Raw genomic sequence first — 24,537 nt, 5'->3', positions numbered from 1 at the left:
TAATTTACCTAAAAAAACTCCTCAAAAAAAATGAATGTACAACTACTTGTTGCACATTCATTAACTCTTATTAAATTTGTTATTGTTATCTACTCGCCAACATTAAATTAAACACATCCCCATCATTTTATATGAAAATCCAGCAAACAATCTTCACCCAAAAACATCTGAAGGCGATCGCCGATTTTCAATTCTTTTTGGCGGAAAGAATTTCCACAATAGACTAAATCCCCAATTTTCAACATACAATATTCAGACATACCGGCAATCAATTTTTCCGGCAGCAAAGGAAGGTCGTTCATCTTCCTCCGGAAAACTTCCAACTCGTTTACCCGAAAACTATACTCGACATCCCGCAACCCCGAATCGCACTTTTTTAACACGGATACCGCGGCAGCCCCGTCAAAACCATAAGCCATGACAGCAGGTAACCCCATGCCCGCCAATCTCCGCCCGAAATCATCCGCATAGAATCGGATACCAACGCCGATCTCATCATAATAACGCCCGGCAAAACGCTCCGACACATGCTTACCAATCTTCCCCACCCGTAAAACGATCTGTGGGACACAACTCAATTCCCCAGCAAACGCCGGAATATAGAAATCATCATTATTCCTTAACAAAGCGTTATCCCCGATAACGTCATAAGCCACTTCTCCCGAAGCATTATATTCCGCGCAAAGTAATTTCATAACCGTGAACCCAAAGATTGAACCTCAAAAATATTCAATCTCCCAATCTAAAATCATAAATCTTAAATCACTAAATCATCTATTTCTCTTTTGGGTACATGATGCGTCCCGTTCGCCTCCCGCCAATACTTGAAATCCCCGTCTTTCATCGGTTCGAGCACCACCGTTTCCTTCGGCTTGCCGAGGGCTATCACGTACATAATCTTTAAATGTTCCGGCAATTGTAATATTTCCCGCAAAGCCTCGTTCTTGAATGCCTTGATAATACACCCGCCATACCCTTCTTCCACCGCTCCCAGCAAAATGGTCTGCGCTTGAATCCCGTCGTCACACAGGCAATTCTCCACGATAGAGGTATCCAACAACTGGATCAGATAAGCCGATGGACGCTCGCCTTCCTCCGGACCGTCCCAATCCTTCAAATATCCCGCCCAAGCTAACGTATGAAACACTTTTCCACACATCGCTGCGTCTGAAACCGGCTTATATTTCAACGCTTGCGCATTCCTCCCTGAAGCACAATAACGAGTCAGTTTCACGAATTCGAGCAATTCCTCTCGGGAAATCCAAACATCTTGGTAAAACCGACGATAACTCCTGTTTTTCAATAGCAATTCTTTCAACATAAATCCGAACAGATTTTGATATATAAATTGTAAATTTGTTCCGAAACAAAAATAATAATAAAATATGAATTCGTTTCTCCAATTGCTGGCAAAAGATTTGATTCAAAAATACGGGCATGAATTTGACAACCTGACCATTCTGTTCCCGAACAAACGGGCAGGACTCTTTCTTGCCGAAGAATTGGCGCACCTGATCACGAAACCCGTGTGGATGCCCGAAATCCTCACGCTTGGAGAATTTATTGAACGACAAACCGGACTGAAAAAAGCGGAAGAATTACCCCTTATTATAAAACTCTACAAAACGTACCAAGAATATTCCGGTACCACGGAACGATTCGACGATTTCTATTTCTGGGGAAATATGTTACTGGGGGATTTCGACGATATCGACAAATACCTCGTGGACGCCAAAGACCTGTTCTCCAACATCACGGCATTAAAAGAAATCGAGAACGCGTTCCCTTACCTCACTCCCGAACAAATAGAATTTATCCAGAGCTTCTGGCGTAGTTTCAATGGCGAAAAATACAGCCGGGAACAACAGGAATTTCTTAACGTATGGGATAAATTATATCCCACCTACAAAAATTTCAAGGCAAAACTAACCGGGGAAAACCTTTGTTACGAGGGTATGGGGCAGCGACTGTTCTGCGAACGGTTATCCCACTACCACACGGACAAACAACTCATTTTCGCCGGGTTCAATGCCTTGAACCAGTGTGAAAAAAGAATATTCTCTCACTTCCGGGACAGCGGGCAAGCATCTTTTTACTGGGATTATGACCTCTATTACTCGGCAAACGAAAATCACGAGGCGGGACACTATATCCGGGAAAACATGAAGCTGTTTCCCAACGCTTTGGGACTGGAACATTTCAACAACTTTCGCTACAACAATAAAGAGGTAGAATACATCTCCGTTCCCTCCACCATCGGACAAGCCAAACTACTTCCCGCGCTCGTGGAGCAACTCCATCCCCAACCGCGAAAGACATATACCGACACGGCTATCGTCCTTTGCGACGAAACGCTGCTCACCCCCGTGATTCATTCAATCCCTCACTCGATTGACAAAATCAATATTACCATGGGGTATCCGGCACAAAACACCTCCGTGGCAGCACTAATCGGCATGCTGGGCGACCTAAAACGTTACGCCAAGCAAGTGGACGGCGCCACGCACTATTACTACAAACCGGTCATCGCCCTCCTCAACCATAAACTGATTAAAAGCAGTTGCCCGAATGACATCCCGGAAATCACGAACTACATCAACACGAACAACATCGTGTACGTGGCAGAAAAAAGCCTCCAATTCAGCGACATCACCCGCACCATCTTTTCTTCCTCCACGGAAAGCCTGCCGGACTACCTTCTGAATATCTTGAAAAAAATGATTGCCGCCTTCCGACCGGAAGAACAGGAAGGACTGGCTATCGAGAAAGAATTTCTTTTCACGGTCTTCACCGCCATACAGGGGATACAAAACACGTTCCGGGAAGAAAACATCGTCCCGGAAGACAAATTCTATCTACAGGTCATCAACAAAATCCTGCAAGGAATATCCATTCCTTTCTCCGGCGAACCGCTGGAAGGCATGCAAATCATGGGACTCATGGAAACCCGTATGCTGGATTTCAAAAACCTGATTATTCTCTCCGCCAACGAAGGTGTCCTCCCGAAAAGCGGACACGCCTCGTCCTTTATCCCATATAACTTGCGTCTGGGATTCGGGCTCCCTACACCGGAACACATGGATGCCCTGTTCGCATATTATTTCTATCGTTTGCTGCAACGGGCAGAACACGTGAAAATCCTTTACACGGATGTTACCAAGGGAATGACTAGCGGGGAAATGAGCCGTTTTCTTTACCAGATGAAATACGAATCGGGCTTACCCATCCGGGAAACCCATTTCCAAAATAATATTTCCGTGCAGGACAATCCTGTTATTTCCATCTCGAAAAACAAGGCCATTCTGGAAAAATTGCATCGCTACACGCTTCCCGACGAACGAGGAATCTCCCCGTCGGCACTGAACACTTACATGGAATGTCATCTGAAATTCTATTTTAAATATATAGCCGGGATTAAAGAGAAAGAAGAGATAGCCGAGGAACTCGACCAACGGCTGCTAGGTACCATATTCCACCAGAGCACCCAATCCCTCTACCAAACCTTCCCGAATGGCGAAATCACGGAAGAGGGGCTCGACTCCTTGATGCAAAATGACACACTGATAAAGGAACATATTCGCCAGTCCTACCTGCAACTATACGACTCCACGGTATCGCGCATGCTCGAAAGCGGTGCGAACGAACTTGTACTTTCCGTCGTGAAAAAGTACGTGAAAAAAGTCCTTGAATACGATAAAACCCTATGCCCCTTCCAGCTGATTTCCATGGAGAGGAAATACCGGATGTCACTCGAGATTAACACGCTCGAGCACCCGCTTGTCATTCACGTGGAAGGAGATATCGACCGGGTAGACCGGACAGACCGGGGAACACGAGTCATCGACTATAAAACCGGGGCAGACAAGACCGAATTCAAAGACCTCCCTTCTATCTTTGACTCCAACAACAGGCAACGCAACAAAGCAGCTTTCCAAACCCTGTTGTATTGCATGATGTACGAGCACGAGAATCCCGGTACAGACCCTATTTTACCCGGTATATACAGCACCAAACTACTGTTTACCCCGAACTATACCTACTCGCTGAAATGCAACAAGGAACCCATTCACCGTTTCAAACCTTACGAACCGGAATTTCAAGCCCTGCTAACCGAGTTGCTCGAGCAATTATTCTCCCCCGACGTCCCGTTCACCCAAACGGAACTCCCGGAAAAATGCCGCCATTGCTCTTATAACGAGATATGTAAACGAGGATAGCATCGCCCTCCCCACCAATGAGACATTCCTACCGAAGTCCCAACACAATCCTACCCAAGAACTACCCAAATCATCCCCTACATAGCTTGCACCCGTGCTTTTTCCACGACCTTTCTACTATGGAGAATATAGAATATCCACAAATTCATCGCGGCATCAACGAAGCTAGGGTATGATTACGGTATTACTTGGGTAGTTCTTCGGTAGGCTCTCAGTAGGTTTACCCGGGAAAAACTTTACAATCTCTCTTTCGCCATCAAATAAAAAGGAAGCCGGGAGTCGAGATGCTTTTTCACGTGACTCTCCAACTCTTCATCGGAAAGCCCCGCCAACAGGGGACGTGTTGCCCGCTGCTCCCGCAAACGCCCGATAATCACAGGCAAAGACGTATCTAAAAATAACGTGTGTCCCGCCGCATTCATGCGCTCCATGTTATCAAAAAAACACGGCGTTCCCCCTCCCGTTGCCAGCACGAAATCATCCCCCCGGGCACAAAACTCTCGCAAGACATCTCGTTCCAACTCGCGAAAATACCCCTCGCCCTCACGAGCAAAAATATCCGGTATACAGCACCCGGCTCTCTCCTCCACGAGGGAGTCCAAATCCCGGAAAGACATTCCCTTTTCCTCTGCCAATTCCCTCCCGAAGGTGGTCTTGCCGCTCGCCATATACCCGACAATAAAGAATTTCATAACCGCCAATTACTCGAAGTCCAGCTTCATCTGCGACTCGTCACTCAACATATCGGGATTCGTGATTTCGAAATCGACATCCGTGCCACCTTCTTCCGGCTTCTCCTCTTCCCCGCCATCCAAGGGTTCTATTTCCTGAATCTCCTTCACCTCGTAAGTCGTCAAACGCTTACCTCTAGCCTTGTATGACTTCTCGGCAATAAACTCGTCGGCGACAATCGTTTCCGCCGGACGATTCTCATAACGACCGCCAAATACAATCTCGAACCGAGGACGTTTCTCACCGCTCAAGCATACCAGATAAGAACCTTCATTCTCACCGATAAACGAGGTAATTCTCACCGTATCTTCAAACCGGAAACGCTTCAAGTAATAGTATTGCTGCTCGGCATCAAAGAACACTGCCGACCATACTTTCTCGGAATCAAATTTTTCAAATACAAGATAACCCTCCTCGTAGTGGTTGCTCAAATCATAATCGGAAGTATTATACGTACCGTTTTTATTCGCTACCAGTATCCGGTCATCTCCTTGGAACTCGCCCACGTAGCGTCCGCGGCTGTCCGTGTTCAAACGCAACACGTCCTCGTCCAGCCATATCTTGCGCCCGCCCAAGGTTGAAGCCCCTTTCTGCACCAGCGATATTTTGTGTATATCATTCTTGCTCAATAAATTTCCTTGAGAATCACGCCCCTTAATCGCCAATGCGGCAAAATCATACTCGGAAACCAGTTTCTTCATCCCCGGCTTAGGTTTCAGACATACCTTGATCACTTCCGCCTCCCCATTCGGGTTAGCGCTGAAATACAGTACGCGGGAACCTGCCGCCCCTTTGGTCAGATTATACTGCTTGTCGCGGGTAATCCCCGTCACGCAAAATCGCTTTACGTACGACGGCCCATATTTCCCATCCCGGTAAGCCACGTTATATATCGTGCGCTTGTCGTTCTTCTTGAAAACATTCACGTGCAACACGTCCTTACCCACGAACAGCTTATCCGCCACCTTCGTCACGTAATAGGTACCGTCTTTACGGAAAATAATCACATCGTCAATATCCGAACATTCGCAGATAAACTCGTCTTTCTTCAACGCTGTACCGACAAATCCCTCTTCCCGGTTGATATACAACTTCTCGTTTGCCACTACCACTTTCGTTGCCTCTATATTCTCGAAATTACGAATCTCCGTGAGGCGCTCCCGTCCCTTGCCGTATTTCGCCTTGATTCGCTTGTAATACTCGATCGAGTAAGGAATAATATGCTCTATATCGTGTTTCACCCGGGCAATCTCATCTTCCAATCCCTTGATATAATTCTCAGCCTGCTCGGAATTGAATTTCAAGATACGCTTCATCTTGATTTCCAGCAACTGCTTGATATCATCATCCGTCACGGGACGAATCAGATGCGCTATAAACGGCTCCAAACGCTTGCGTACATGCACGACAACTTCCTCTACCGATCCGCTCTCCTCGAATTCCTTGTCTTTATATATTCGCTCCTCGATAAAAATCTTCTCCAAGGAAGAATATTGCCAATCGGTTTCCAACTCTCCCAACTTGATCTTCAACTCCAACAACAACAGGGCAACCGTATCGTCCACCGATTTCCGTAAAATATCGGACACGGGCATAAAGACAGGCTTATCGTTCTCTATCACGCACGAGTTCGGTGATATGGAAAGCTCGCAATCCGTGCAAGCGTACAAAGCATCTATCGTCTTGTCCGACGACACGCCCGCCGCCAGATGTACCAGAATCTCCACGTTTGCCGCCGTGTTATCGTCAATCTTCTTGATTTTGATTTTTCCCTTCTCGTTCGCCTTCAGTATTGAATCAATCAATGCCGTAGTTGTACGCCCGAAAGGAATCTCGGTAATACGCAATAACTTATTTCCCGCGTCTTTCTCGATACGGGCGCGAATCTTCACGCTTCCACCCCGCAGACCGTCATTATACTTCGACACGTCGACCATACCTCCCGTCGGGAAATCCGGGTACAACACGAACTCCTCCCCGCACAGGTAAGCCACGCAAGCATCTAGCAACTCGTTGAAATTATGCGGTAATATCTTGGATGCCAACCCCACGGCGATACCTTCCACTCCCTGCGCCAACAGCAACGGGAACTTGATGGGCAACGTGACCGGCTCTCTCTTGCGACCGTCATACGACAATTTCCAATTCGTGGTCTTCGGGTTAAAAGCCACTTCCAACGCAAATTTCGACAAACGAGCCTCGATATAACGTCCCGCGGCGGCATCGTCCCCGGTAAGAATATTTCCCCAGTTTCCCTGACAGTCCACCAGCAGATTCTTCTGCCCCAACTGCACCAGAGCATCCTTGATAGAAGCATCCCCGTGCGGGTGATACGACATCGTGCTCCCCACGATATTCGCCACCTTGTTATAACGCCCGTCATCCATCTCCCGCATAGCATGCAGTATACGACGCTGCACGGGCTTCAACCCGTCGTTCACGTAAGGCACGGCACGTTCCAGAATCACGTAGGAAGCGTAATCCAAAAACCACTTCTCGAACATTCCCGACAGATGCTGAATCGACCGCACCCGCCCGTTCTCCTCGTGATGTTCCGGTTCTTGAGGCACCACATCCTCTACTTCCTCGTTATTTATCTCTTCGCTCATACAAATTGAAAATTGAAAATTGAAAATTGAAAATGAATCACCTCATCCCAATTCCTAAATCTAAAATTTAAAATCTAAAATTATTAGATTTCATCCTTCTCCACGTACAAGTTATCAATAATAAAATCTTGTCGCTCGTTCGTGTTTTTACCCATGTAATAAGACAAAATCGTCCCTATCGGGTCTTGCTTGGTCATGCGTACCGGTTCCAGACGAATATCTTTCCCGATAAACCCGCCGAACTCGTCCGGTGAAATCTCTCCCAAACCTTTAAAGCGCGTGATCTCCGGCTTCGGTCCCAGCTGTTTGATCGCTTTCTCCCGCTCCGCATCCGAGTAACAATAACGAGTCTCTTTTTTGTTACGCACCCGAAATAACGGGGTCTGCAAAATATAAAGATGCCCGGAACGCACCACGTCCGGAAAAAACTGTAAAAAGAACGTCAACAACAGCAACCGGATATGCATACCGTCCACATCGGCATCCGTCGCAACAATGATATTATTATATCGTAACTCCTCTATTCCATTCTCGATATTCAAAGCCGCCTGCAAAAGATTGAACTCCTCGTTCTCGTACACGATTTTTTTAGTCAAACCAAACGAGTTTAACGGCTTCCCGCGCAAACTGAACACGGCTTGCGTGTTCACGTCCCGCGACTTCGTGATCGACCCGCTCGCGGAATCTCCCTCGGTGATAAATATCGACGATTCCGTCTTCCGCTCGTGGTTCGAATTAAAATGTACCCGACAATCCCTCAATTTCCGGTTGTGCAGGCTCACCTGTTTTGCCCGCTCCCGCGCGATCTTCTGTATACCGGACATCGCCTTGCGCTCCTTCTCGGTTTCCACGATCTTGCGCAGCAACAACTCCGCCGTATCCGGATTCCGATGCAAGTAGTTATCCAACTCCTTTGTCACGAAATCCATAATAAAATTACGTACAGAGGGTCCTTCCGGGGCAATATCTTTTGACCCCAGTTTAGTTTTCGTCTGTGACTCAAACATCGGTTCCTGTACCTTTATACTGATTGCCGCAATAATCGACGTGCGAATATCGGCTAAATCAAAATCTTTCTTGTAAAAATCACGAATGGTCTTCACCACGGCTTCCCGGAACGCGATCAGATGCGTACCACCCTGCGTCGTGTGCTGACCGTTCACGAAAGAATAATATTCCTCCCCGTACTGCCGCCCGTGCGTCATTGCCATCTCGATATCCGTCCCTTTCAAGTGAATAATGGGGTAAATCCCCTCACCACTCATGTTCTCGGACAACAAATCATAAAGTCCCCGTTTCGAATGAAACTTCTGACCGTTAAAAACAATCGTGAGCCCGGAATTCAAGAACACGTAATTCTTGAACATCGATTCCAGATAATCCGAAATGAAGTGATAATTCCCGAATAACTCCTTATCGGCAATAAAAGTCACCAACGTACCGTTCGGCTCATTCGTCGGTTCAATCTCCCGTTCCTCCACGATCAGCGCCTTGCTATAACACACTCGCTTCGTTTCCCCGTCCCGGAATGATTGTATAATAAAACTCTCGGAAAGCGCATTCACCGCTTTTATCCCGACACCATTCAACCCCACGGATTTCTTGAAAGCCTCGGAATCATACTTCGCCCCCGTGTTCATCTTCGACGACACGTCAATCAGCTTGCCGAGAGGTATCCCGCGCCCGAAGTCCCGTACCGAAACCGTACGTTCCTCCACCGTGATAATAATCTCGCTTCCCGCACCCATCGCGAACTCGTCGATACTATTATCCACTACCTCTTTAACCAGTATATATATTCCGTCGTCCATCGCTGCACCATCGCCCAACTTCCCTATATACATACCGGGACGCAAACGTATATGTTCCCTCCAGTCCAGCGTACGAATAGAATCTTCCGAATAATTCTCTACCATATGTCCTCCATGTTTTGCACAAAAATAATCAAAACTCCGCAATTTAAAATCTAAAATCTAAAATTTAAAATCATAAATCGTAAATCTAAAACAGATACGTGATTTCCTTAAACCCGTAAACCCGTTCCATCCCCCCCGTATCCTTCAAAACAAGCTGCCCGTATTCGTTTATCCCCGTGACAGACGCCTTGAATCTTCCGTTCTCGTCCTCCCAATCGAACACCCCCGAACGCCGATACATCACTTGCAGGAAATCCCGTTCCAAAGCCGCATAATCATACACCTGTCCGTACCGCTTCCCGATACACTCCAACAGCTCCTCCAACGCCCGTTCCACTGGAATCTCCTTACCAATAAGTTGAAATAAAGACACCGGATTCGGTGCATCCGACAGGAAGCCGGACTGGTTAATATTCACCCCGATTCCACACAACGAGCCCCCCACGTACGGTCCCATGATAACGTGTTCTATCAAAATACCCGATATTTTCTTATCCCCCACGTAAATATCATTCGGCCATTTCACGGTACATCCTTCCGTGTACCGGGAAATAAAATCGCAAGCCCCCAAGGCAATCACCATCGAAACGGCAAACTGCTCCACCGCCGACAACTCCTCCGGTCGCAATACCACTGTCATCGAAATATTTTTCCCCGGTTCACTCTCCCAATGGTTCCCGACTTGCCCCCGTCCCCGCGTCTGCCTGTGTGTCACCACCACCATTTTATCCTCCAACACATTCCATCCCAACTTCTCCGCCTGATTATTCGTCGAATCCAACTCCTCGTACTCCAATACCCGAAATCCACTTACTTGATATTCACGCATAATTTCACTTTACATTTAAATATAACAATCACCACTTCTGCCTTTCAAGCCAGATTTTAAGAATCGGATCTGCTATAAAATATCCCTCCTGACGAAACTCAACTAATTCTTTTTCTACCATCGACTTACGCAATCTACTTATATTTGAACTCGATCCTAGATTGTATTCCGAAAGAACGGTAGCTATTCCGAACTCCTTATGAATCCCAGCCAAAATAGCCCGAAGGAAATTCATTTGATAAGTCGTCAACAATTCGGTTTGTTGCGTGAAAAGAGGCGTATTCTCGTCCAACAACTCGTTCAAAGCCCGAGCTACCCCTTCCCGTGTTGCCACTTTTTCCGTCTCCAAAAGAGTAAGCCAAGCCAGCTGTTGCACATAGGACGAATGATTTTCTACAATTCGACAAATCTCAGCAGCCAACTCTTCTGATATCACCCTATCAACTTTTTTGAATTGTTTACATATATAAGGAACCCAAACCTCTGTCGGAATCAATTTTAGATTAATTATATCCCCGAACTTGTAAAAAGGCAAACTCCTCTTCTGGAACAATTCATCCATCAAATGTTTTCTACTTCCCAAAAGACAATAAGACACCCTCGAATTATGCTGCCACGCCGAACGCATTTTCTTCTGAACAATCACAGAATCGGGAAACTCTCCGATCTGTTGAAACTCATCGATACAAATCACAATCTGTATACCCTTTTTTTGAGCAATGCGCTCCGGCAACTGCAAAACTTCCTCTGCCGAATGTGTTTTTGACGTAATACCTAAAGAAACAGAATAATCCGAATCCGGTCCCACGCTAAACGCGAATTTCGGTGTTAATCTTGAAATAAACTCGTAAGCAATATCTTTCCACTCGTCAAAACGAGATGAAGTCTGTTTCAAAACAGCCTCGGCAAACATATTATAAAAGTCATATTCGCTCCGGCAAGGAAATATATCAACATAAATCACGCGCAATTTATCCGATTCCACTATCGCTTTCACTTTCTTTATCAAAGATGTTTTTCCCCAACGCCTCGGGGAAGAGAGGATCGTGTTTATCCCATTCTTAAAATTAGAGGAAAGACGGTGTATCTCTTTTTCTCGTCCGATGAAATTCTCCCCGCTTACCGCAACTCCAAATATGAATTCTTTTGCCATAATTACTCTATTAATAGCTATATTTACAACAAAGATAGAATTTTTCCTGAACTTACACAAGTTTGTGTAACACAAACTTGTGTAAGTTCATTTTTCGTTTGAAATCACATATACTCCCGGCTAAATTATCCCGAACGAGAAAGCAATATCCTTGGGAAAACCAATGGTATTCCCAAGGATACACTACCCTTCTGCCGTAGCCCTGCCAAAGCTTCTACAGAGCACAAATATGCCGGGATAGGGTTGCTATATTTGAGCAACGAAGAGGCTATGGAGGAGAGATATTATCCCCCTAGCAACAGGATAGAAATACGGATGATTTAAGATATGAATCTACACGGGTAACTCAACAAATTTCTTATTGTTTTTTTTCTGCATTTCATTAAGACGTTTCGCTATTCCAATGTTGAGGACGTAATAAACAACAATGCCCCGGGCTTTCCCGAGGCATAACAAATTCCGTAATAGAAAATCCGTCTCTCTCTATTTATCCAATCTTTAAATGCAAATTAAAATACCTTCTCATAAACCACACATATCCCCCACCAAGTAATACCAAGCTTGCCACCAAACAGACATAATGCAACTCCGGCAGAGCCAAATACATCGCAACAATCCCCCCTTGTACCAACATATACAACGCGGAAACCACCACATGCGGCATTTTCAGTTCGTTTGCCATCAATTGGTATGCATGCTTCCGATGCGGCAATCCTATATTCTCGTGCAACATCAACCGATGCACGATCGTCAACACGCTATCTACCCCGTAGACTACCAAAAATATGATATAACTAAAATCACCCGTCGTCAGTATTAATTTCCCCAGCAAAAACAAAATAATAAAGGCGATACCGACAGAACCGACATCCCCGGCAAAGCATTTTGCCTTCTGCCGGAAATTAAAAAAATCAAACACTACCACGCCTATTATCATCGTGTAAATCATATCACTTTCAACAAACGAAACAACCCGTGTATTCACGTAAGCCAACCCACAAAGCACCACCAAACTATATCCTCCCGTGATTCCATTTATGCCGTCCATGAAATTATAAGCATTTATAATCCCCGTGCAAATCACCAAAGCAACAAGCAAATACCACCAAGGTAACTCCAGCATTCCCCACTGGTAAAACATTAACAACATCGCCAAGAAATGTATTCCTAATCTTAACCCGGAAGACACCGAACGCACGTCATCCACGAAACTCACCCCAGCAATCAATGTTAACCCCAACATAAACCACGGGTACATGAAACCACTCGCCGCGAAATAAACCAACGCTCCCAAGTAAAATACAATTCCCCCTCCCCGCAACGTGATCCTCGTGTGCGAACTTCTCTCGTTAGGACGATCAATAACATTAAACCTATCCGCCAACCGAAAATAAACTAATTCCAAGGCAAATAACATCACAACCACGAACAAATAACACATCTGAACTTCCAATCTGAAATCGTAAATCTAAAATCTAAAATTTAAAATCAATAAATGATTCTATCGTCTTTCTAAGCCCATCCACGGCTCTCACCGGCATCCGCTCTATCCCCAACGCCCTCTTAATCTTCTCGTTCGAAACCACGTAATTCTCGGTCAACTTTCTCAACCGCTCCAGATTCAACGGTAAATGCAACAAAGTACCCAATCCAGCACAATCTTTCACCAACTCTTTATTCATATGCCATATACGTGTCTTTTTCCGCATCACTTCACACATAACCCGAATTAATTCATTCGTGGATACCGTTTCATCATCCGCCATATGATAAATCCCGGAAGACACATCCTTTCCAATCAGCCCGTTCACCACGTAACAAAGATTATCCACCGAGGTAAACGACCTCCTGTTCTCGAAATCCCCCAACGGCCACGGAATCCCTTTCTTCACCACGTTAAACAATAAATTTAAATTTCCCTTGTTCCCCGGCCCATGAATCATACAAGGCCGCAAAATATACACCTTCTTCCCTTGCATTCTCAATTCCTCATTTTTAACTTTCAATCGCTCCAAAATATAATTCTCCGCAGCAATCTTACTCTCCCCGTAAGGTCCTTTCGGTGTCGGAATCACCTCCTCAGTCAATTTATCCCCCACCACAAAATCCGCTGCCGCCTTTACCGAACTAAAGAAAATAAACTTCTTTGCCGAAGATTTCACGAAATAATCAAACACCTTCTGTGTTAATCCCGTGTTTATCGTAAAATACGTCTCCGCCAATGCCTCATTTTTCGTATCATGCGCTTTCCCCGCCAAATGCACGATCGCATCAAACCCTCCCAATCCTTCCAACTCCTCCCACGAATACGTCCTCGCTACCCCCTCTTTTTCCGGGGTAACAATATCCAAACCATAAAGAACATGCCGATCTTTCAAGGACAACACAAGATTAGAACCCACGAAACCGTGGATTCCTGTAATAAGAATATTCATAAATGTACACCAAATAAAATTAACGACACTCAAGAATAGAGCGTGCCATCTCTTTCATTATATTTTTTCGAGCAAACCTTTTAACAAAATCACCCTGTTCTTGCTCCCCACCATCAAATTTCAATATTTGTTCCACCATACTCTTAACATCAGTAGGTGCAAACAAGATATAATTACTTAAATTCTCTTGAATAAATTGACTAGCATAACCGCCGACACCTGCTATAATAGGTTTATCAAATGCCGCATATTCAAATAATTTTGACGGAAGCACTTTCTTAAATGCCTCCAAATCATTTAAATGTAAAAATAGAAAATCTGAATCATTATAATACCCTATCAACCTTTCTCTTGATACTGGATTCAATAATTCCACATTATGAACCCCCAACTCTTCAATCCTATCCTTCAACAATGTCTTCATTCCCCCATCCCCGATAATCCGAAAAAAATAGCGTTCTCCTAATTTCTGCGCCGCCATTGGAATCACTTTTTCCAACCCCTGTCCACTTCCAATATTCCCGGCATAGGTAATTATTTTTACCTCTGAAACTTGCCGGGCAGATTTCGGAACATCAAGAAAAATATCATCTATCCCATTCGTAAAATACGAATAAGCAGACTTTCTATATTTTTCAAAATATGTTTTAAATCCTTCCGACACTAAATTAATATGCTTTGCCCCCGCAAATGTATACCGTTCAATCCATCCCAAACAGCTCCCTGCCGGAATGCGGAGCATCTTCCTCCCCTTGAATACGTCCTTTATCGTATCAACAAAAATATCACGTATATCCAAATACAAAGGAATTCCCTGTTTACCCGCAATTTTTCTACCTAAAAAAGCTGTAAATAATCTCGAAGAAGAAGCATACACTAAATCATAATGCTCTTTTCCCGCCAATCGCAAGGCCTCTTTATAAAATACCCGAAAAGAACGAGCCTGATCAACAAAACCACTCTTATGCTCCGGTACACGAATCCGATCTATCCTATAATTATCACTTATTTCCCTTGCTTGTCCCTCAACATGAAAAGACCGATAACGATTCGGCTGTGTCGTAATCACATGAATCCAATCTTTTTTATCCATCTGCTGTAATACCTCCCGAAATAATGATGTATTACGAAATGACCCGGCACAAAGATCCGGTTCAAAATAAAAAGTCAAGAATAAAATTTTCATTGTATAATAGTCTCTAGCCTCCTGTCAAAAGAAATTCGAAAACTTCGTCGTTCTTCTCTTTTATTAAATTCTGGAGCATACATAGACGTAAATGGTGCAATCTCACGTGCTCCATCGAACTCTATACAGTAATCCGATCCGACAAGCCTGTTTCCATCTAAAACAATATTCTCTTTAGGCATGAAATGCAAATAAGCTGCCCCCTCTTGAGCAACTTCATCAACAATTCGGATATGCTCTTCCACCTTTTCCACACCACGGGTATGCAAACACCCCAAACGTTTATAACCATCATGTACGGCAACAATACGTTCTTCTTCATCACAAAGGACTTGAACCCTTGCCCGTCGAGCCACACGATGTCCCGCCCAAACCTGACTGGAATTTTGTCCGGATACAACCACGGTATTGTGAGCTACCGTACTTCTTTCATAAAAACGAGTATTATTCACCTCGTACGTGGAAGTTCCGGTATCGACAATGACAGGCCGTCCATTGACATATAACTCAAAACTAAATGTATCCGCATGTGCATGCCCCAGTTGATACTCCGGTCCAACTTCCCCAACATCAACAAACAACTCGAACTTTCCCCATCGAACCTTCCGATACCCGGACTCTTTCAACCTCACTTTTTTACCACAAAATATCCCCAATCGTTGACCATATTCAATTAATTCATTGGCTGTCGGGGCTATCCCCATAGCTGCATCATTCAGTAGTGGAATCCTCCCATCACTACAAACAACTTCTTCCAACCATCCCAACATAACTTCTGTCTTCTCTTTCAGAATATCTTCCAACTCCTTTCCGAACAAAGCATTATTACGTATCAAATTATAGCAATCCAATATCCGATACAACATTATACAGTGATACATAGGACTCCTCTCAAAATGCCCACCATCACCCAGCACCTGTTCCTGCAACTCCGGTATTAATATCGCTTTTGCCTTCTTATAGAAGATATGATCGTTAAAATAATAGGCTCCGAATAATAATGCAAAACCATTTTCCAACAAATGATTTCCCAACAAATGGTATTCAAGTTTATGAACTAACAAACTCAATTGGGCGTATAGAACAGTATCAATGTCAACATCATTTACACCACTACACGACAAAAAACGAATCCAATTTATAGACCTTAACGACAATGGATAAGGCTCCATACCCATTCTGGCTTTCGGAAGATGTTGAATGAAATCCCGAATCAATCTTCTCCCCACCTCTACGTCCATACTTTTTTGATTCAAGAACTCAAAATAATTCAAATTATATCCCCACAATCTTCCAAACTCAACAAACTCCCAATCAACTTTTTCTCCAAAAGATTTCTGTAAGTTCAAAAACTTAAAAGAATTGTCTCCAAAATACGTGATTTCATTCGGGATTGACGGTATAAAATTCAAAATTTGCCCGCCAGAAGTCATACTTGATGATTCTAAATATTGTGGAAAAAATCGTTGAAGCCACAACTTAGCACGATAACGCCACTGAATCGGTTTCAAGTACTTTACCGTATTCCATAGTATATCAATCTTACTGGAAATTGACATTTATTAAAAAAAACAATCCGACAAAATTATCCAATCTCTATCCAAGTCTTTTTCTTCAAACTCTCAATACAAGCAAAAGAAGCACGAGTCGTATTTACAATACTTTCAAATGGAATCAAGGCTTCTCCCCCTTTCTGTACTCGCTCATTCAATAAAGCAAATTGACGTTTGTGCCCTTTATCCATCGTCCCCGTCATTTTTGAAAATCCTTTCACGCCAAACCCTTCCAGTCTCCTCCAATTATCCAACACCAACACCTTTTCTTGCGAGAATACCTCAACACGCTCTTTCGCATAAGATTTCGACCCATTAGCAAAATAATTAATCACGGCATTTGTACCATTTTTATATTTCAACAAAATCGAAACATTATCCGTATTCTCTTGTGGGTTCTCTCCCAATGCATTCATACAAACAGCTATTACCTTACTATCTGCAAGGAAAGAACACAAATCAATAAAATGGCAAGCTTCACCTATGATACGCCCTCCTCCCACTTCCATATCCTGCACCCACACTTCTGGTGGAATATATCCAGCATTCATTGTTGCCACGATATTTTTAGGTCCACCACCAACCAACGCTTTCATTTTTACAGCAAACGGAGAAAAACGACGATTAAAACCAACTGTCAACGTTATTTTGTCGTTCACCTTCATGTACACATTTTCTATATTTTGCAATTCCTCCTCGTTCAAACAAAGTGGCTTTTCAACAAAAACACTCTTACCCGCCTCCAAAGTTTCCATCACCATCGAAGCATGTAAATTATGTCTTGTTGTAATAATTACCGTATTTATTTCCGGATCGTTCAACATGACATGATAATCAGAAGTCGCATTCTCCGCTTTGGCTTTCTTGGCCAATACTTTCGCAGTCAATCCTTGTGCACTGGCAATATATTTTATGGGAGCATTTACTTTTTTCAAAGCAGGGATAATTGTTGCAGAGGCAAAATTCCCTGCACCAATAATTCCTAATTTGCCACTTCCAACCATCGCACGATTCTCCCCAACGGAAACAACTCTCTCTATCGTTGAATCAACCGGGAATTTTAAGATCGAAGCTATCGATCCATGTTTACGCATATCTCCATAGATCTCCGCGTAATTGCCCAGTTCCACCTCTTCCGTGATCAGCGGTTGTACATCCAGCACCTTCGATGATATTGCCCCAAGTATAGTTTCAAAATTTCTCTTCTCTGTCCATCTCACATACGCCAACGGGTAATCATGCCCCTTATTCTCATATTCCTCATCATATCTCCCTGCTCCATATGAACAAGATACCTGAAAGGATAACTCTTTCTTATAAAAATCATCCCTTCTCATATTCAGTCCAATCACTCCGACCAACACCACCCGTCCTCTCTTACGAGACATCAGACAAGCCTGATGAATCACCTCGTCCCCTTTAGCTGATGCGGTAATTAATACCCCATCCGCACCAATACCCCCGGTCATCTCTTCAACATACTTCACAGGATCAATCCCACTTTTAGGATTAATCGCATATATACCTTTATCTTTTGCAATATCAACCTTTTGCTGATCAAAATCTACCCCGATCACTTTACAGCCATTTGCCTTTAGTAACTCTGCCGCAACCAATCCAATCAATCCCAATCCAATCACCACAACACATTCCCCCAGTTGAGGATTCAACAAGCGAATTCCTTGTAAACCAATAGAACCAATTACCGTAAACGTAGCCTCTTCATCTGTCACATTATCAGGTATCTTAGCCACTAAATTCTTGGGGACACAAACATACTCCGCATGATTTCCATTAGAAGCAACCCTATCTCCAACCGCAAATTCAGTTACTCCTCTTCCCACTGCCACCACTTTCCCCACATTACAATATCCTAATGGAAGCGGTTGTCCCAGTTTATTAAACACAGCTTCCAACGTCGGTTGCAATCCATCCGTCTTAATCTTATCCAACACCTGTTTCACCTTATCCGGTTGCTGCCGAGCCTTATCAATTAAATTAGCTTTTCCAAATTCCACCAACATCCGTTCCGTTCCCAACGAAACCAATGTCCGAGTTGTTTGAATCAAGACATATCCCGACTTTACCTGCGGAACCGGAATTTCCTCCAAAATTGTTGCTCCTGACTTAAGGTCTTGTATAATTTGTTTCATACTATATTTTTAATTTCAACTTACCAGCTTTAGTCTTAAAAGGACTATTAATTATCTTTATTTCATAATTAATATTTACATTAGATAAATCTAATAATTCAGTTCCATCTAAAATGTTATCATTTTCTGTTACTAAATAAAATATAACTTTTCCTCTATCAAGTTGTTCTACTTGAACGAAATTCACCAAATTAAAAGCTTTATGATGTCTTCCAAAAATCAAAGCTGTCAAAGCTATTCTATTTCCATCCAAATCTGTAATATAATCTGCATTACGCCCTTCTGTAACACTAAAAGATTCCAGTATCCCTTTTTCATCCTCAACCCCCTTTACGATATCTCCAGTACTATACCGAATCAACGGCATATTAAAATTATGATAAGAAGTTCCTATCAAATTACTATCCACGACCTCAGGATATCCATACGAAATAAATGGTTTATACTTATTATTTTTAGCCTCGTCATAAGCCAACACACACATTTCACTATGACCATACCAAGAAATATAATCCAAATTCCACACTTTAGTAAAATACTCCGTAATATTAGAGTGAGGAAATTCAGAAGCTAACAAACAAGCAATTAAATTTTTACGAATAATTTCTTGCTCTCGAAAATCACAAAATAGTTCTATACTTTTAAGAAACTCAAAAATAGTAGATGGATAGCCATGCAAATATTTTATTTTTCGAGTTTTAAATAAATTAACTATTTCATCTTTAAATGAATCTACCCCCTTATATGTATTCAGTACAAATTCATTATGAACAGCATTATACACAAAATTTTTATCCCCTAAATTTTTCCCTCTTAAGGTTAATTTCAAATCTGTATAATAATAACCTTTCAATTTCCATATAGTATGCATATGTGCCCATTCTCTTGCAAAAGCATTCTTATCAACATAAAAACTAAATGGTTCTCCTGTCGTTCCTCCCGTATTTATCAGCATTTTTCCACTGAATTCTTTCACATGATTTCTTAACATCGTTTTAGTAACAATAGGAACCTTCTTTATATCTTCCAAACTTTTTATTTTCAAATCATATACCCCCATTTGCCTGTAAAGATTATTATAAAAAGAATAATGATCTCTAGCGAATTTAAATATTCTTGCAAAATGATTAATAATATATTGCTCTTTATCAATTTGTCCGTCATCTATTCCCTTTATAACATTCAAATATATTGAATAACTAGAGCCCAATCGGATATGAAAAGGTATTTTTGCTAAAATATGTCCCATCGGATAAGACACATTCTGTAGTATATTCTTAATTTTTTCTTTTAACATGTAAATACTGCGATAAAATATCTATAGGTAATTGCCTAATTTTCACCCATTTATCCAAACATCTATTTAAACCTAAGTTTGTGAAATCTTTATAAATAGGAAGTAATTTTCTTTTATGAAAATGATTTTGTTTATAAAAATCAATATAATCAGAATCGCTTAACCCGTTTATATTAACACATATTCCAGAAGTTAAAAATTCTTCTAAAGTAAACGAACATTCTAACTTTATAGCTTTTCCGTCTACTTCTTGTTTATGATAATAAATAAGTAGATGTTCTAATTCCCCCGTATAATGAACAGAAATACCGTATAACGCATCTTTTCTAAATTTGACATAGCAATTATCATATTTACCTTGAGGAAAGTAGAAATTACCTAAACTATAAAAAATAACCTTACCATTATAAACTTCGACGCTATTTATAATATGTGGATGATGTCCAAAAATCCCATCAACACCTTTATCTATTAGATAATGAGAAAATTTTCTATCAGCTGGATGTGGCAAATTTTCAAATTCATAATTCCAATGCAAAAATAGAATCAATTTATACGTCGGAAACTTTTTTTTATACAAATCAACTTGTTGTTCCACCCATTCATATCGGTAAGGATTTACTCCCATTTTATTTTTTCCCGCTAATCTACAACGAATTACTTCCCACCCAAAAGATAACACAATCATTCTCTCCGCATGATTAATAAAAGGCAAAGAAGCCTGTTCTATATTTTTTCCAAATCCAAGCGTATGAATTTCATTTTTAATAAATGTTGTAATAAAATCTTCTGGATCAAAAGTAAAATCACCAATATGATTATTAGCCAAACTAACGCATTGCACATTCAAATACTTCAATATATTTAAAACTGCAACATCTGAATAAAGAGCTATGCCGTTAGTCACTTTTTCTCTATTCAAAAATTTCAATGTTGATTCGAAATTCAATAATTTCGGTTCATTGATAAACTCTTCACCCAATCCTTGAAAAGTAGAAGAATTATATGAATAAGGAAAAACAAAATCACCACAAAAAAGCATAATTCACACTCCTTTTAATTCATATTTACTATTTTCGTAACTATTATATCGACTCTATTATTTGCATATATTTCTCTAATCTTTGAATATTATTATCATACTCAGCTAATTGCTTTATTTCTTCTATAATTAACCTTTCTTTTAGTGTACTATCCATACTTAATCTATAAATTTTATCCGCAATCTCTTTTGCATTTAAAGCATCAAAATAAATGGCAGCCTTGCCACATAATCCCTTAGCAAAACCTATAGACGAAGTCATTATTGGTTTTCCCATTCGCATTGCTTCCGGGTAAGAAGCCGAAAAGCACTCTAACAATGTTGGTAAAAACATAATATCCGACTGTTCATATAAAAATGGACATTGACTAATATCAACTTTCCCTAAAACCAACACTTCTGTGCATTTGTTTATCTCTGGAAAAGCGGATTTATCTATAGTCAAAACAAATCGGAATTTAAATGATGGATATCTAATTTTCAAACATTTACATACATCTTTAATTATAGCCAAATTTTTATGAGGATAATTAGATGCTATCGTTAATAATGTAATCCCATCAAATACTGGCAATTTTATGGATCTATCCCATAAATTTGGATCATCAAAAACAGAGTTATAAAAATTAGTAACAGTAAAAACATTATTTGTTTTAAATATTTTTTTCACTCCTTCTGTAACATCTTTATTTTCTGTTACAAAATAATCAACTGTATGCTGAAAGGCATATTTTATTAACGGCAACACGATTAGGAATCGAACTTTTTGTTTCCAACTAATTATATTCCAAAATGGAGAATCTTTATAAATATAATGGGGATAAGCAAATCCACAAATATGTTTCACTTTAGGCCGCCAATAGGAAGGACCAAAAATAGTAAATACCCGTTCTATATGATGTTTTTCAACCAATTTATCTAAAAAGGAATCTCTACCTAAAAAAGCATTCAAAATAGATCCATTTTTATTGTATTCTACTATTTGAATAAAAGGGAAATCCAACATTGACCAAGGAGGTAATTGAACTTTATTCGAAACGACAACAACAAAATTATGCTGTGCAAATTTATTCAATCCCCCAATAATTGTATTAGCAACTTGTAACCCTCCTCCTACTTTGAGATTAGAAGCATTAATCAAAATATTCATACATTCATTTATTTGTAAATACAATGTTTACAATTCATACTTGAACATTAAAATATCACAAACAGCATAACTATAGAGGTGATATCATCTTGTAATATTTATATCGTATTATTTTTAGAAACAAATTAGGTATACAACATAGCAAGAATTTTAGAAACAATATTTTTCTATTTCTTTTATTTTTAAAAAAAATATATAATTTCATGTCCACACACAACATCCAACGAACTAGAATTCTTTCAATAAAAGGATATTCTTGTAAAAACATTTCTGAAATACCCTTTTGTTTATCTAGTTCATATCGAGATAAAAACACATCTTTTCTTTTCTTTTGTACTGAATCAATATGTTTCCTATATCCTACACCATTAATATTATAATAATATATTTTAATATTTTGTCTCGTTACCCGGAACCAAAAAAACCAATCTTCACAGAGAGGGAACCTCTCATCATAATTGTTTACAATACGAAATATGTCTCTTGAAAGAATCAAACCAACTGCAAAAATTGGATTAAATCTCAATAACACTTGATTTTGTTCTTGCGCAGTAATCATATTAGATGTAAAATAAGTTCCTTGAGATGGAATTCCAATTTGAGTATCATGAAAAGGAGAGTCGTTAAAAATAGAGAGATTTGTATAAAGTATTTTTATTAAACCTTGACTGTCTAATATATAATGAATAACTTTTGTCAAATAATCAGGATAAATAATATCATCTGCAGCCATTAACTTTATCCAATCTCCATGAACAACACCTATTCCTCTATTTATATTTCCAGCAGTACCTGTATTTTGAGAAGAACATAATAATTGAAAAAATTTAAATCTATCTCTATTATGCTCTATCCAATTTTTACATACATCAAGGGTTTCATCTTGTGAGGCATCATCAGAAATAATCAATTCTATATTAGCATATGTCTGTTCTTTTATGCACTCCAATACATCAAGTACATATTTAGCGGAGTTATAAGTAACAACAACAATTGACACTAATGGCAATTTTTCTATATACAAATTATTCATTACATTGAGATAATTTTTGAGGCATAACAATTAAAAGGAAAAAAAATACTACATTAAAAATACCTGGACGCTGATAGATTAATCCTCCGAAAAACAAAATATAAAGAATCAGATTCTTTTTATGATTCTTGATTAATAACAGTGCAAACAGACAAAAGAAAAGCAACATCACCCCAAACCACAAAATTCCATGCGCATAAATTAGAGATTTATATGTAGAACTTCCATCCATAATTGAAACAAGAGAATTTGTTCCTTTACCTAAAAAAACGGCTGGACTATACAACATTTTTTTATAATGCGTCTCAAAGCCTTCAAATGAACGAGTACCTCCAAATTGTCCCGAAGAGGTTACTTGCCATCTATCCAATACTAATGTCTTTACAATTTCAGTATCTTTAAAACAAAACAAGAGTATTCCTAGTACCGCCAGAATAAAAATAAATATTTTAGATTTTGGCATTGACACTAGAAAAAAAAGTAAGGAAGAAAAAAGGAAGAAAAAAGAAAAAGACATAATCCCTGCTATAAAAAATATTATATTTTCCCATTTTCTTAAATTATATTTCTCACAATACAAAAACATACTAGATAGCGTACCCATAACACCTGGCTCATCAAAATAGCCAGCAAAACGAATATCCGCAAATCTAAAAGAAGAATCATACACAGCCAAAAAAGGATATATTCTATACCCACCATCTTTCATTGGATTTAGAGGAGTTGCAAGGTGATAAGATATATCAACAGAAAGCCAATAAGTAAGAAAATAAACAATCAAAGAAAATAAAAACATTATTGCGAATATCTTTTTACCTGCATTATAAAAAATAAGTTTCCTTTCATCTTCTATAAGATAGATAAAAACTAATGATAATAGTGATAACAATGTAAATACAGAACTCCCTATTGATTTGTAAAAAAGTATACACAATAATATCCCCATTAATATGTATCTCGAATTAGAGTTCCGTTTTTGCAAATTGATAACAGATAATAAAACTATTATTATCTGAAAAATATATCTAAATAAAGAATTATCCCATACAAAATAAGGGAGTGAAGTTATAAACAAAGATATTCCAAATAAATAAGAGAAAAATATATTAAAAGCAGAAGCCTTAATCGACAGATTCACAATCATAAATATTAGCGTTCAATTTTGAATGTCAGTCAAGGGAAGCCACCCTAAAGCGTATTTTCCCACCAATAAAATCAAAAGTTGAACTGAT

At 40.4% G+C, this 24,537-nt stretch carries 18 protein-coding genes; 1 reads left to right on the top strand and 17 read right to left on the bottom strand.

The window, feature by feature from the left end:
- Window positions 1-122: 122 nt before the first annotated feature.
- Entirely contained in the window at window positions 123-695 is a 573-nt protein-coding gene (locus tag H8S64_RS12225) for a fumarylacetoacetate hydrolase family protein (protein WP_186976300.1), read from the bottom strand.
- A gap of 62 nt (window positions 696-757) precedes the next feature.
- The gene (locus H8S64_RS12220; RefSeq protein ID WP_186976299.1) at window positions 758-1,321 is read right to left on the bottom strand and encodes a nitroreductase family protein; all 564 of its coding nucleotides are present in this window, start codon (window positions 1,319-1,321) and stop codon (window positions 758-760) included.
- A gap of 64 nt (window positions 1,322-1,385) precedes the next feature.
- Between H8S64_RS12220 and H8S64_RS12215 the strand changes: the two genes are divergently transcribed.
- The gene (locus tag H8S64_RS12215) at window positions 1,386-4,217 is read left to right on the top strand and encodes a PD-(D/E)XK nuclease family protein (RefSeq protein ID WP_186976298.1); all 2,832 of its coding nucleotides are present in this window, start codon (window positions 1,386-1,388) and stop codon (window positions 4,215-4,217) included.
- Between the two features lie 236 nt (window positions 4,218-4,453).
- On the opposite strand, the gene H8S64_RS12210 is transcribed toward H8S64_RS12215, so the two are convergent.
- From H8S64_RS12210 to H8S64_RS12140, 15 genes are all read right to left on the bottom strand, one after another.
- Complete coding sequence (locus tag H8S64_RS12210; RefSeq protein WP_255469521.1) at window positions 4,454-4,909, bottom strand: shikimate kinase; 456 nt, start codon at window positions 4,907-4,909, stop codon at window positions 4,454-4,456.
- A 9-nt stretch (window positions 4,910-4,918) separates the two neighbouring features.
- The gene (locus tag H8S64_RS12205) at window positions 4,919-7,558 is read right to left on the bottom strand and encodes a DNA gyrase/topoisomerase IV subunit A (protein WP_186976297.1); all 2,640 of its coding nucleotides are present in this window, start codon (window positions 7,556-7,558) and stop codon (window positions 4,919-4,921) included.
- Between the two features lie 83 nt (window positions 7,559-7,641).
- Window positions 7,642-9,474, bottom strand: coding sequence for a DNA topoisomerase IV subunit B (locus tag H8S64_RS12200; RefSeq protein WP_099293681.1), 1,833 nt, complete (start codon window positions 9,472-9,474; stop codon window positions 7,642-7,644).
- A gap of 85 nt (window positions 9,475-9,559) precedes the next feature.
- A complete protein-coding gene (locus H8S64_RS12195) occupies window positions 9,560-10,303 on the bottom strand; it encodes a biotin--[acetyl-CoA-carboxylase] ligase (protein ID WP_099293683.1) in 744 nt (247 codons plus the stop codon).
- A 28-nt stretch (window positions 10,304-10,331) separates the two neighbouring features.
- Window positions 10,332-11,456, bottom strand: a complete 1,125-nt coding sequence (locus H8S64_RS12190) for an AAA family ATPase (RefSeq protein ID WP_186976296.1) — start codon at window positions 11,454-11,456, stop codon at window positions 10,332-10,334.
- 487 nt (window positions 11,457-11,943) lie between these two features.
- A complete protein-coding gene (locus tag H8S64_RS12185) occupies window positions 11,944-12,897 on the bottom strand; it encodes an MraY family glycosyltransferase (protein WP_186976295.1) in 954 nt (317 codons plus the stop codon).
- A 34-nt stretch (window positions 12,898-12,931) separates the two neighbouring features.
- On the bottom strand, window positions 12,932-13,891 hold the full coding sequence (locus H8S64_RS12180; RefSeq protein ID WP_186976294.1) for an NAD-dependent epimerase/dehydratase family protein: 960 nt from the start codon (window positions 13,889-13,891) through the stop codon (window positions 12,932-12,934).
- 19 nt (window positions 13,892-13,910) lie between these two features.
- A complete protein-coding gene (locus tag H8S64_RS12175) occupies window positions 13,911-15,077 on the bottom strand; it encodes a glycosyltransferase family 4 protein (protein ID WP_186976293.1) in 1,167 nt (388 codons plus the stop codon).
- Window positions 15,074-16,318 (bottom strand): alginate lyase family protein, encoded by a 1,245-nt coding sequence (locus tag H8S64_RS12170; protein ID WP_255469520.1) that lies wholly within the window; start codon window positions 16,316-16,318, stop codon window positions 15,074-15,076. Before H8S64_RS12170 ends, H8S64_RS12175 begins: the two co-directional genes overlap by 4 nt.
- A gap of 344 nt (window positions 16,319-16,662) precedes the next feature.
- Window positions 16,663-18,783 carry a bi-domain-containing oxidoreductase gene (locus tag H8S64_RS12165; RefSeq protein ID WP_186976291.1) on the bottom strand — a complete coding sequence of 707 codons (2,121 nt, stop codon included), beginning with the start codon at window positions 18,781-18,783 and terminating at the stop codon, window positions 16,663-16,665.
- A gap of 1 nt (window position 18,784) precedes the next feature.
- A complete protein-coding gene (locus tag H8S64_RS12160) occupies window positions 18,785-20,080 on the bottom strand; it encodes a phenylacetate--CoA ligase family protein (protein ID WP_186976290.1) in 1,296 nt (431 codons plus the stop codon).
- The gene (locus tag H8S64_RS12155; RefSeq protein WP_186976289.1) at window positions 20,061-21,122 is read right to left on the bottom strand and encodes a CapA family protein; all 1,062 of its coding nucleotides are present in this window, start codon (window positions 21,120-21,122) and stop codon (window positions 20,061-20,063) included. Before H8S64_RS12155 ends, H8S64_RS12160 begins: the two co-directional genes overlap by 20 nt.
- Before the next feature lie 43 nt (window positions 21,123-21,165).
- Window positions 21,166-22,272 (bottom strand): glycosyltransferase, encoded by a 1,107-nt coding sequence (locus H8S64_RS12150; RefSeq protein WP_186976288.1) that lies wholly within the window; start codon window positions 22,270-22,272, stop codon window positions 21,166-21,168.
- Window positions 22,273-22,342: 70 nt separating this feature from the next.
- Window positions 22,343-23,305, bottom strand: coding sequence for a glycosyltransferase family 2 protein (locus tag H8S64_RS12145; RefSeq protein ID WP_186976287.1), 963 nt, complete (start codon window positions 23,303-23,305; stop codon window positions 22,343-22,345).
- Window positions 23,298-24,449, bottom strand: a complete 1,152-nt coding sequence (locus H8S64_RS12140; protein WP_186976286.1) for a hypothetical protein — start codon at window positions 24,447-24,449, stop codon at window positions 23,298-23,300. The genes H8S64_RS12145 and H8S64_RS12140 overlap by 8 nt, the downstream gene beginning before the upstream one ends.
- Between the last annotated feature and the right edge of the window lie 88 nt (window positions 24,450-24,537).

Source organism: Butyricimonas hominis (assembly GCF_014287455.1).
Taxonomy (GTDB): domain Bacteria; phylum Bacteroidota; class Bacteroidia; order Bacteroidales; family Marinifilaceae; genus Butyricimonas; species Butyricimonas muris.
Note: the sequence above shows the minus strand (reverse complement) of the source record. Positions and strands in the feature narration are given on the sequence as shown.

Excerpts from the sequence above, each read along its gene's own strand:
- H8S64_RS12180 (WP_186976294.1), bottom strand. The coding sequence starts at position 13,891 with ATGAATATTCTTATTACAGGAATCCACGGTTTCGTGGGTTCTAATCTT.
- H8S64_RS12150 (WP_186976288.1), bottom strand. The coding sequence starts at position 22,272 with ATGAATATTTTGATTAATGCTTCTAATCTCAAAGTAGGAGGAGGGTTA.
- H8S64_RS12140 (WP_186976286.1), bottom strand. The coding sequence starts at position 24,449 with ATGATTGTGAATCTGTCGATTAAGGCTTCTGCTTTTAATATATTTTTC.
- H8S64_RS12145 (WP_186976287.1), bottom strand. The coding sequence starts at position 23,305 with ATGAATAATTTGTATATAGAAAAATTGCCATTAGTGTCAATTGTTGTT.
- H8S64_RS12165 (WP_186976291.1), bottom strand. The coding sequence starts at position 18,783 with ATGAAACAAATTATACAAGACCTTAAGTCAGGAGCAACAATTTTGGAG.
- H8S64_RS12160 (WP_186976290.1), bottom strand. The coding sequence starts at position 20,080 with ATGTTAAAAGAAAAAATTAAGAATATACTACAGAATGTGTCTTATCCG.
- H8S64_RS12175 (WP_186976293.1), bottom strand. The coding sequence starts at position 15,077 with ATGAAAATTTTATTCTTGACTTTTTATTTTGAACCGGATCTTTGTGCC.
- H8S64_RS12170 (WP_255469520.1), bottom strand. The coding sequence starts at position 16,318 with ATGGACGTAGAGGTGGGGAGAAGATTGATTCGGGATTTCATTCAACAT.
- H8S64_RS12185 (WP_186976295.1), bottom strand. The coding sequence starts at position 12,897 with ATGTGTTATTTGTTCGTGGTTGTGATGTTATTTGCCTTGGAATTAGTT.
- H8S64_RS12190 (WP_186976296.1), bottom strand. The coding sequence starts at position 11,456 with ATGGCAAAAGAATTCATATTTGGAGTTGCGGTAAGCGGGGAGAATTTC.
- H8S64_RS12205 (WP_186976297.1), bottom strand. The coding sequence starts at position 7,558 with ATGAGCGAAGAGATAAATAACGAGGAAGTAGAGGATGTGGTGCCTCAA.
- H8S64_RS12220 (WP_186976299.1), bottom strand. The coding sequence starts at position 1,321 with ATGTTGAAAGAATTGCTATTGAAAAACAGGAGTTATCGTCGGTTTTAC.
- H8S64_RS12225 (WP_186976300.1), bottom strand. The coding sequence starts at position 695 with ATGAAATTACTTTGCGCGGAATATAATGCTTCGGGAGAAGTGGCTTAT.
- H8S64_RS12210 (WP_255469521.1), bottom strand. The coding sequence starts at position 4,909 with ATGAAATTCTTTATTGTCGGGTATATGGCGAGCGGCAAGACCACCTTC.
- H8S64_RS12215 (WP_186976298.1), top strand. The coding sequence starts at position 1,386 with ATGAATTCGTTTCTCCAATTGCTGGCAAAAGATTTGATTCAAAAATAC.
- H8S64_RS12155 (WP_186976289.1), bottom strand. The coding sequence starts at position 21,122 with ATGCTTTTTTGTGGTGATTTTGTTTTTCCTTATTCATATAATTCTTCT.
- H8S64_RS12195 (WP_099293683.1), bottom strand. The coding sequence starts at position 10,303 with ATGCGTGAATATCAAGTAAGTGGATTTCGGGTATTGGAGTACGAGGAG.
- H8S64_RS12200 (WP_099293681.1), bottom strand. The coding sequence starts at position 9,474 with ATGGTAGAGAATTATTCGGAAGATTCTATTCGTACGCTGGACTGGAGG.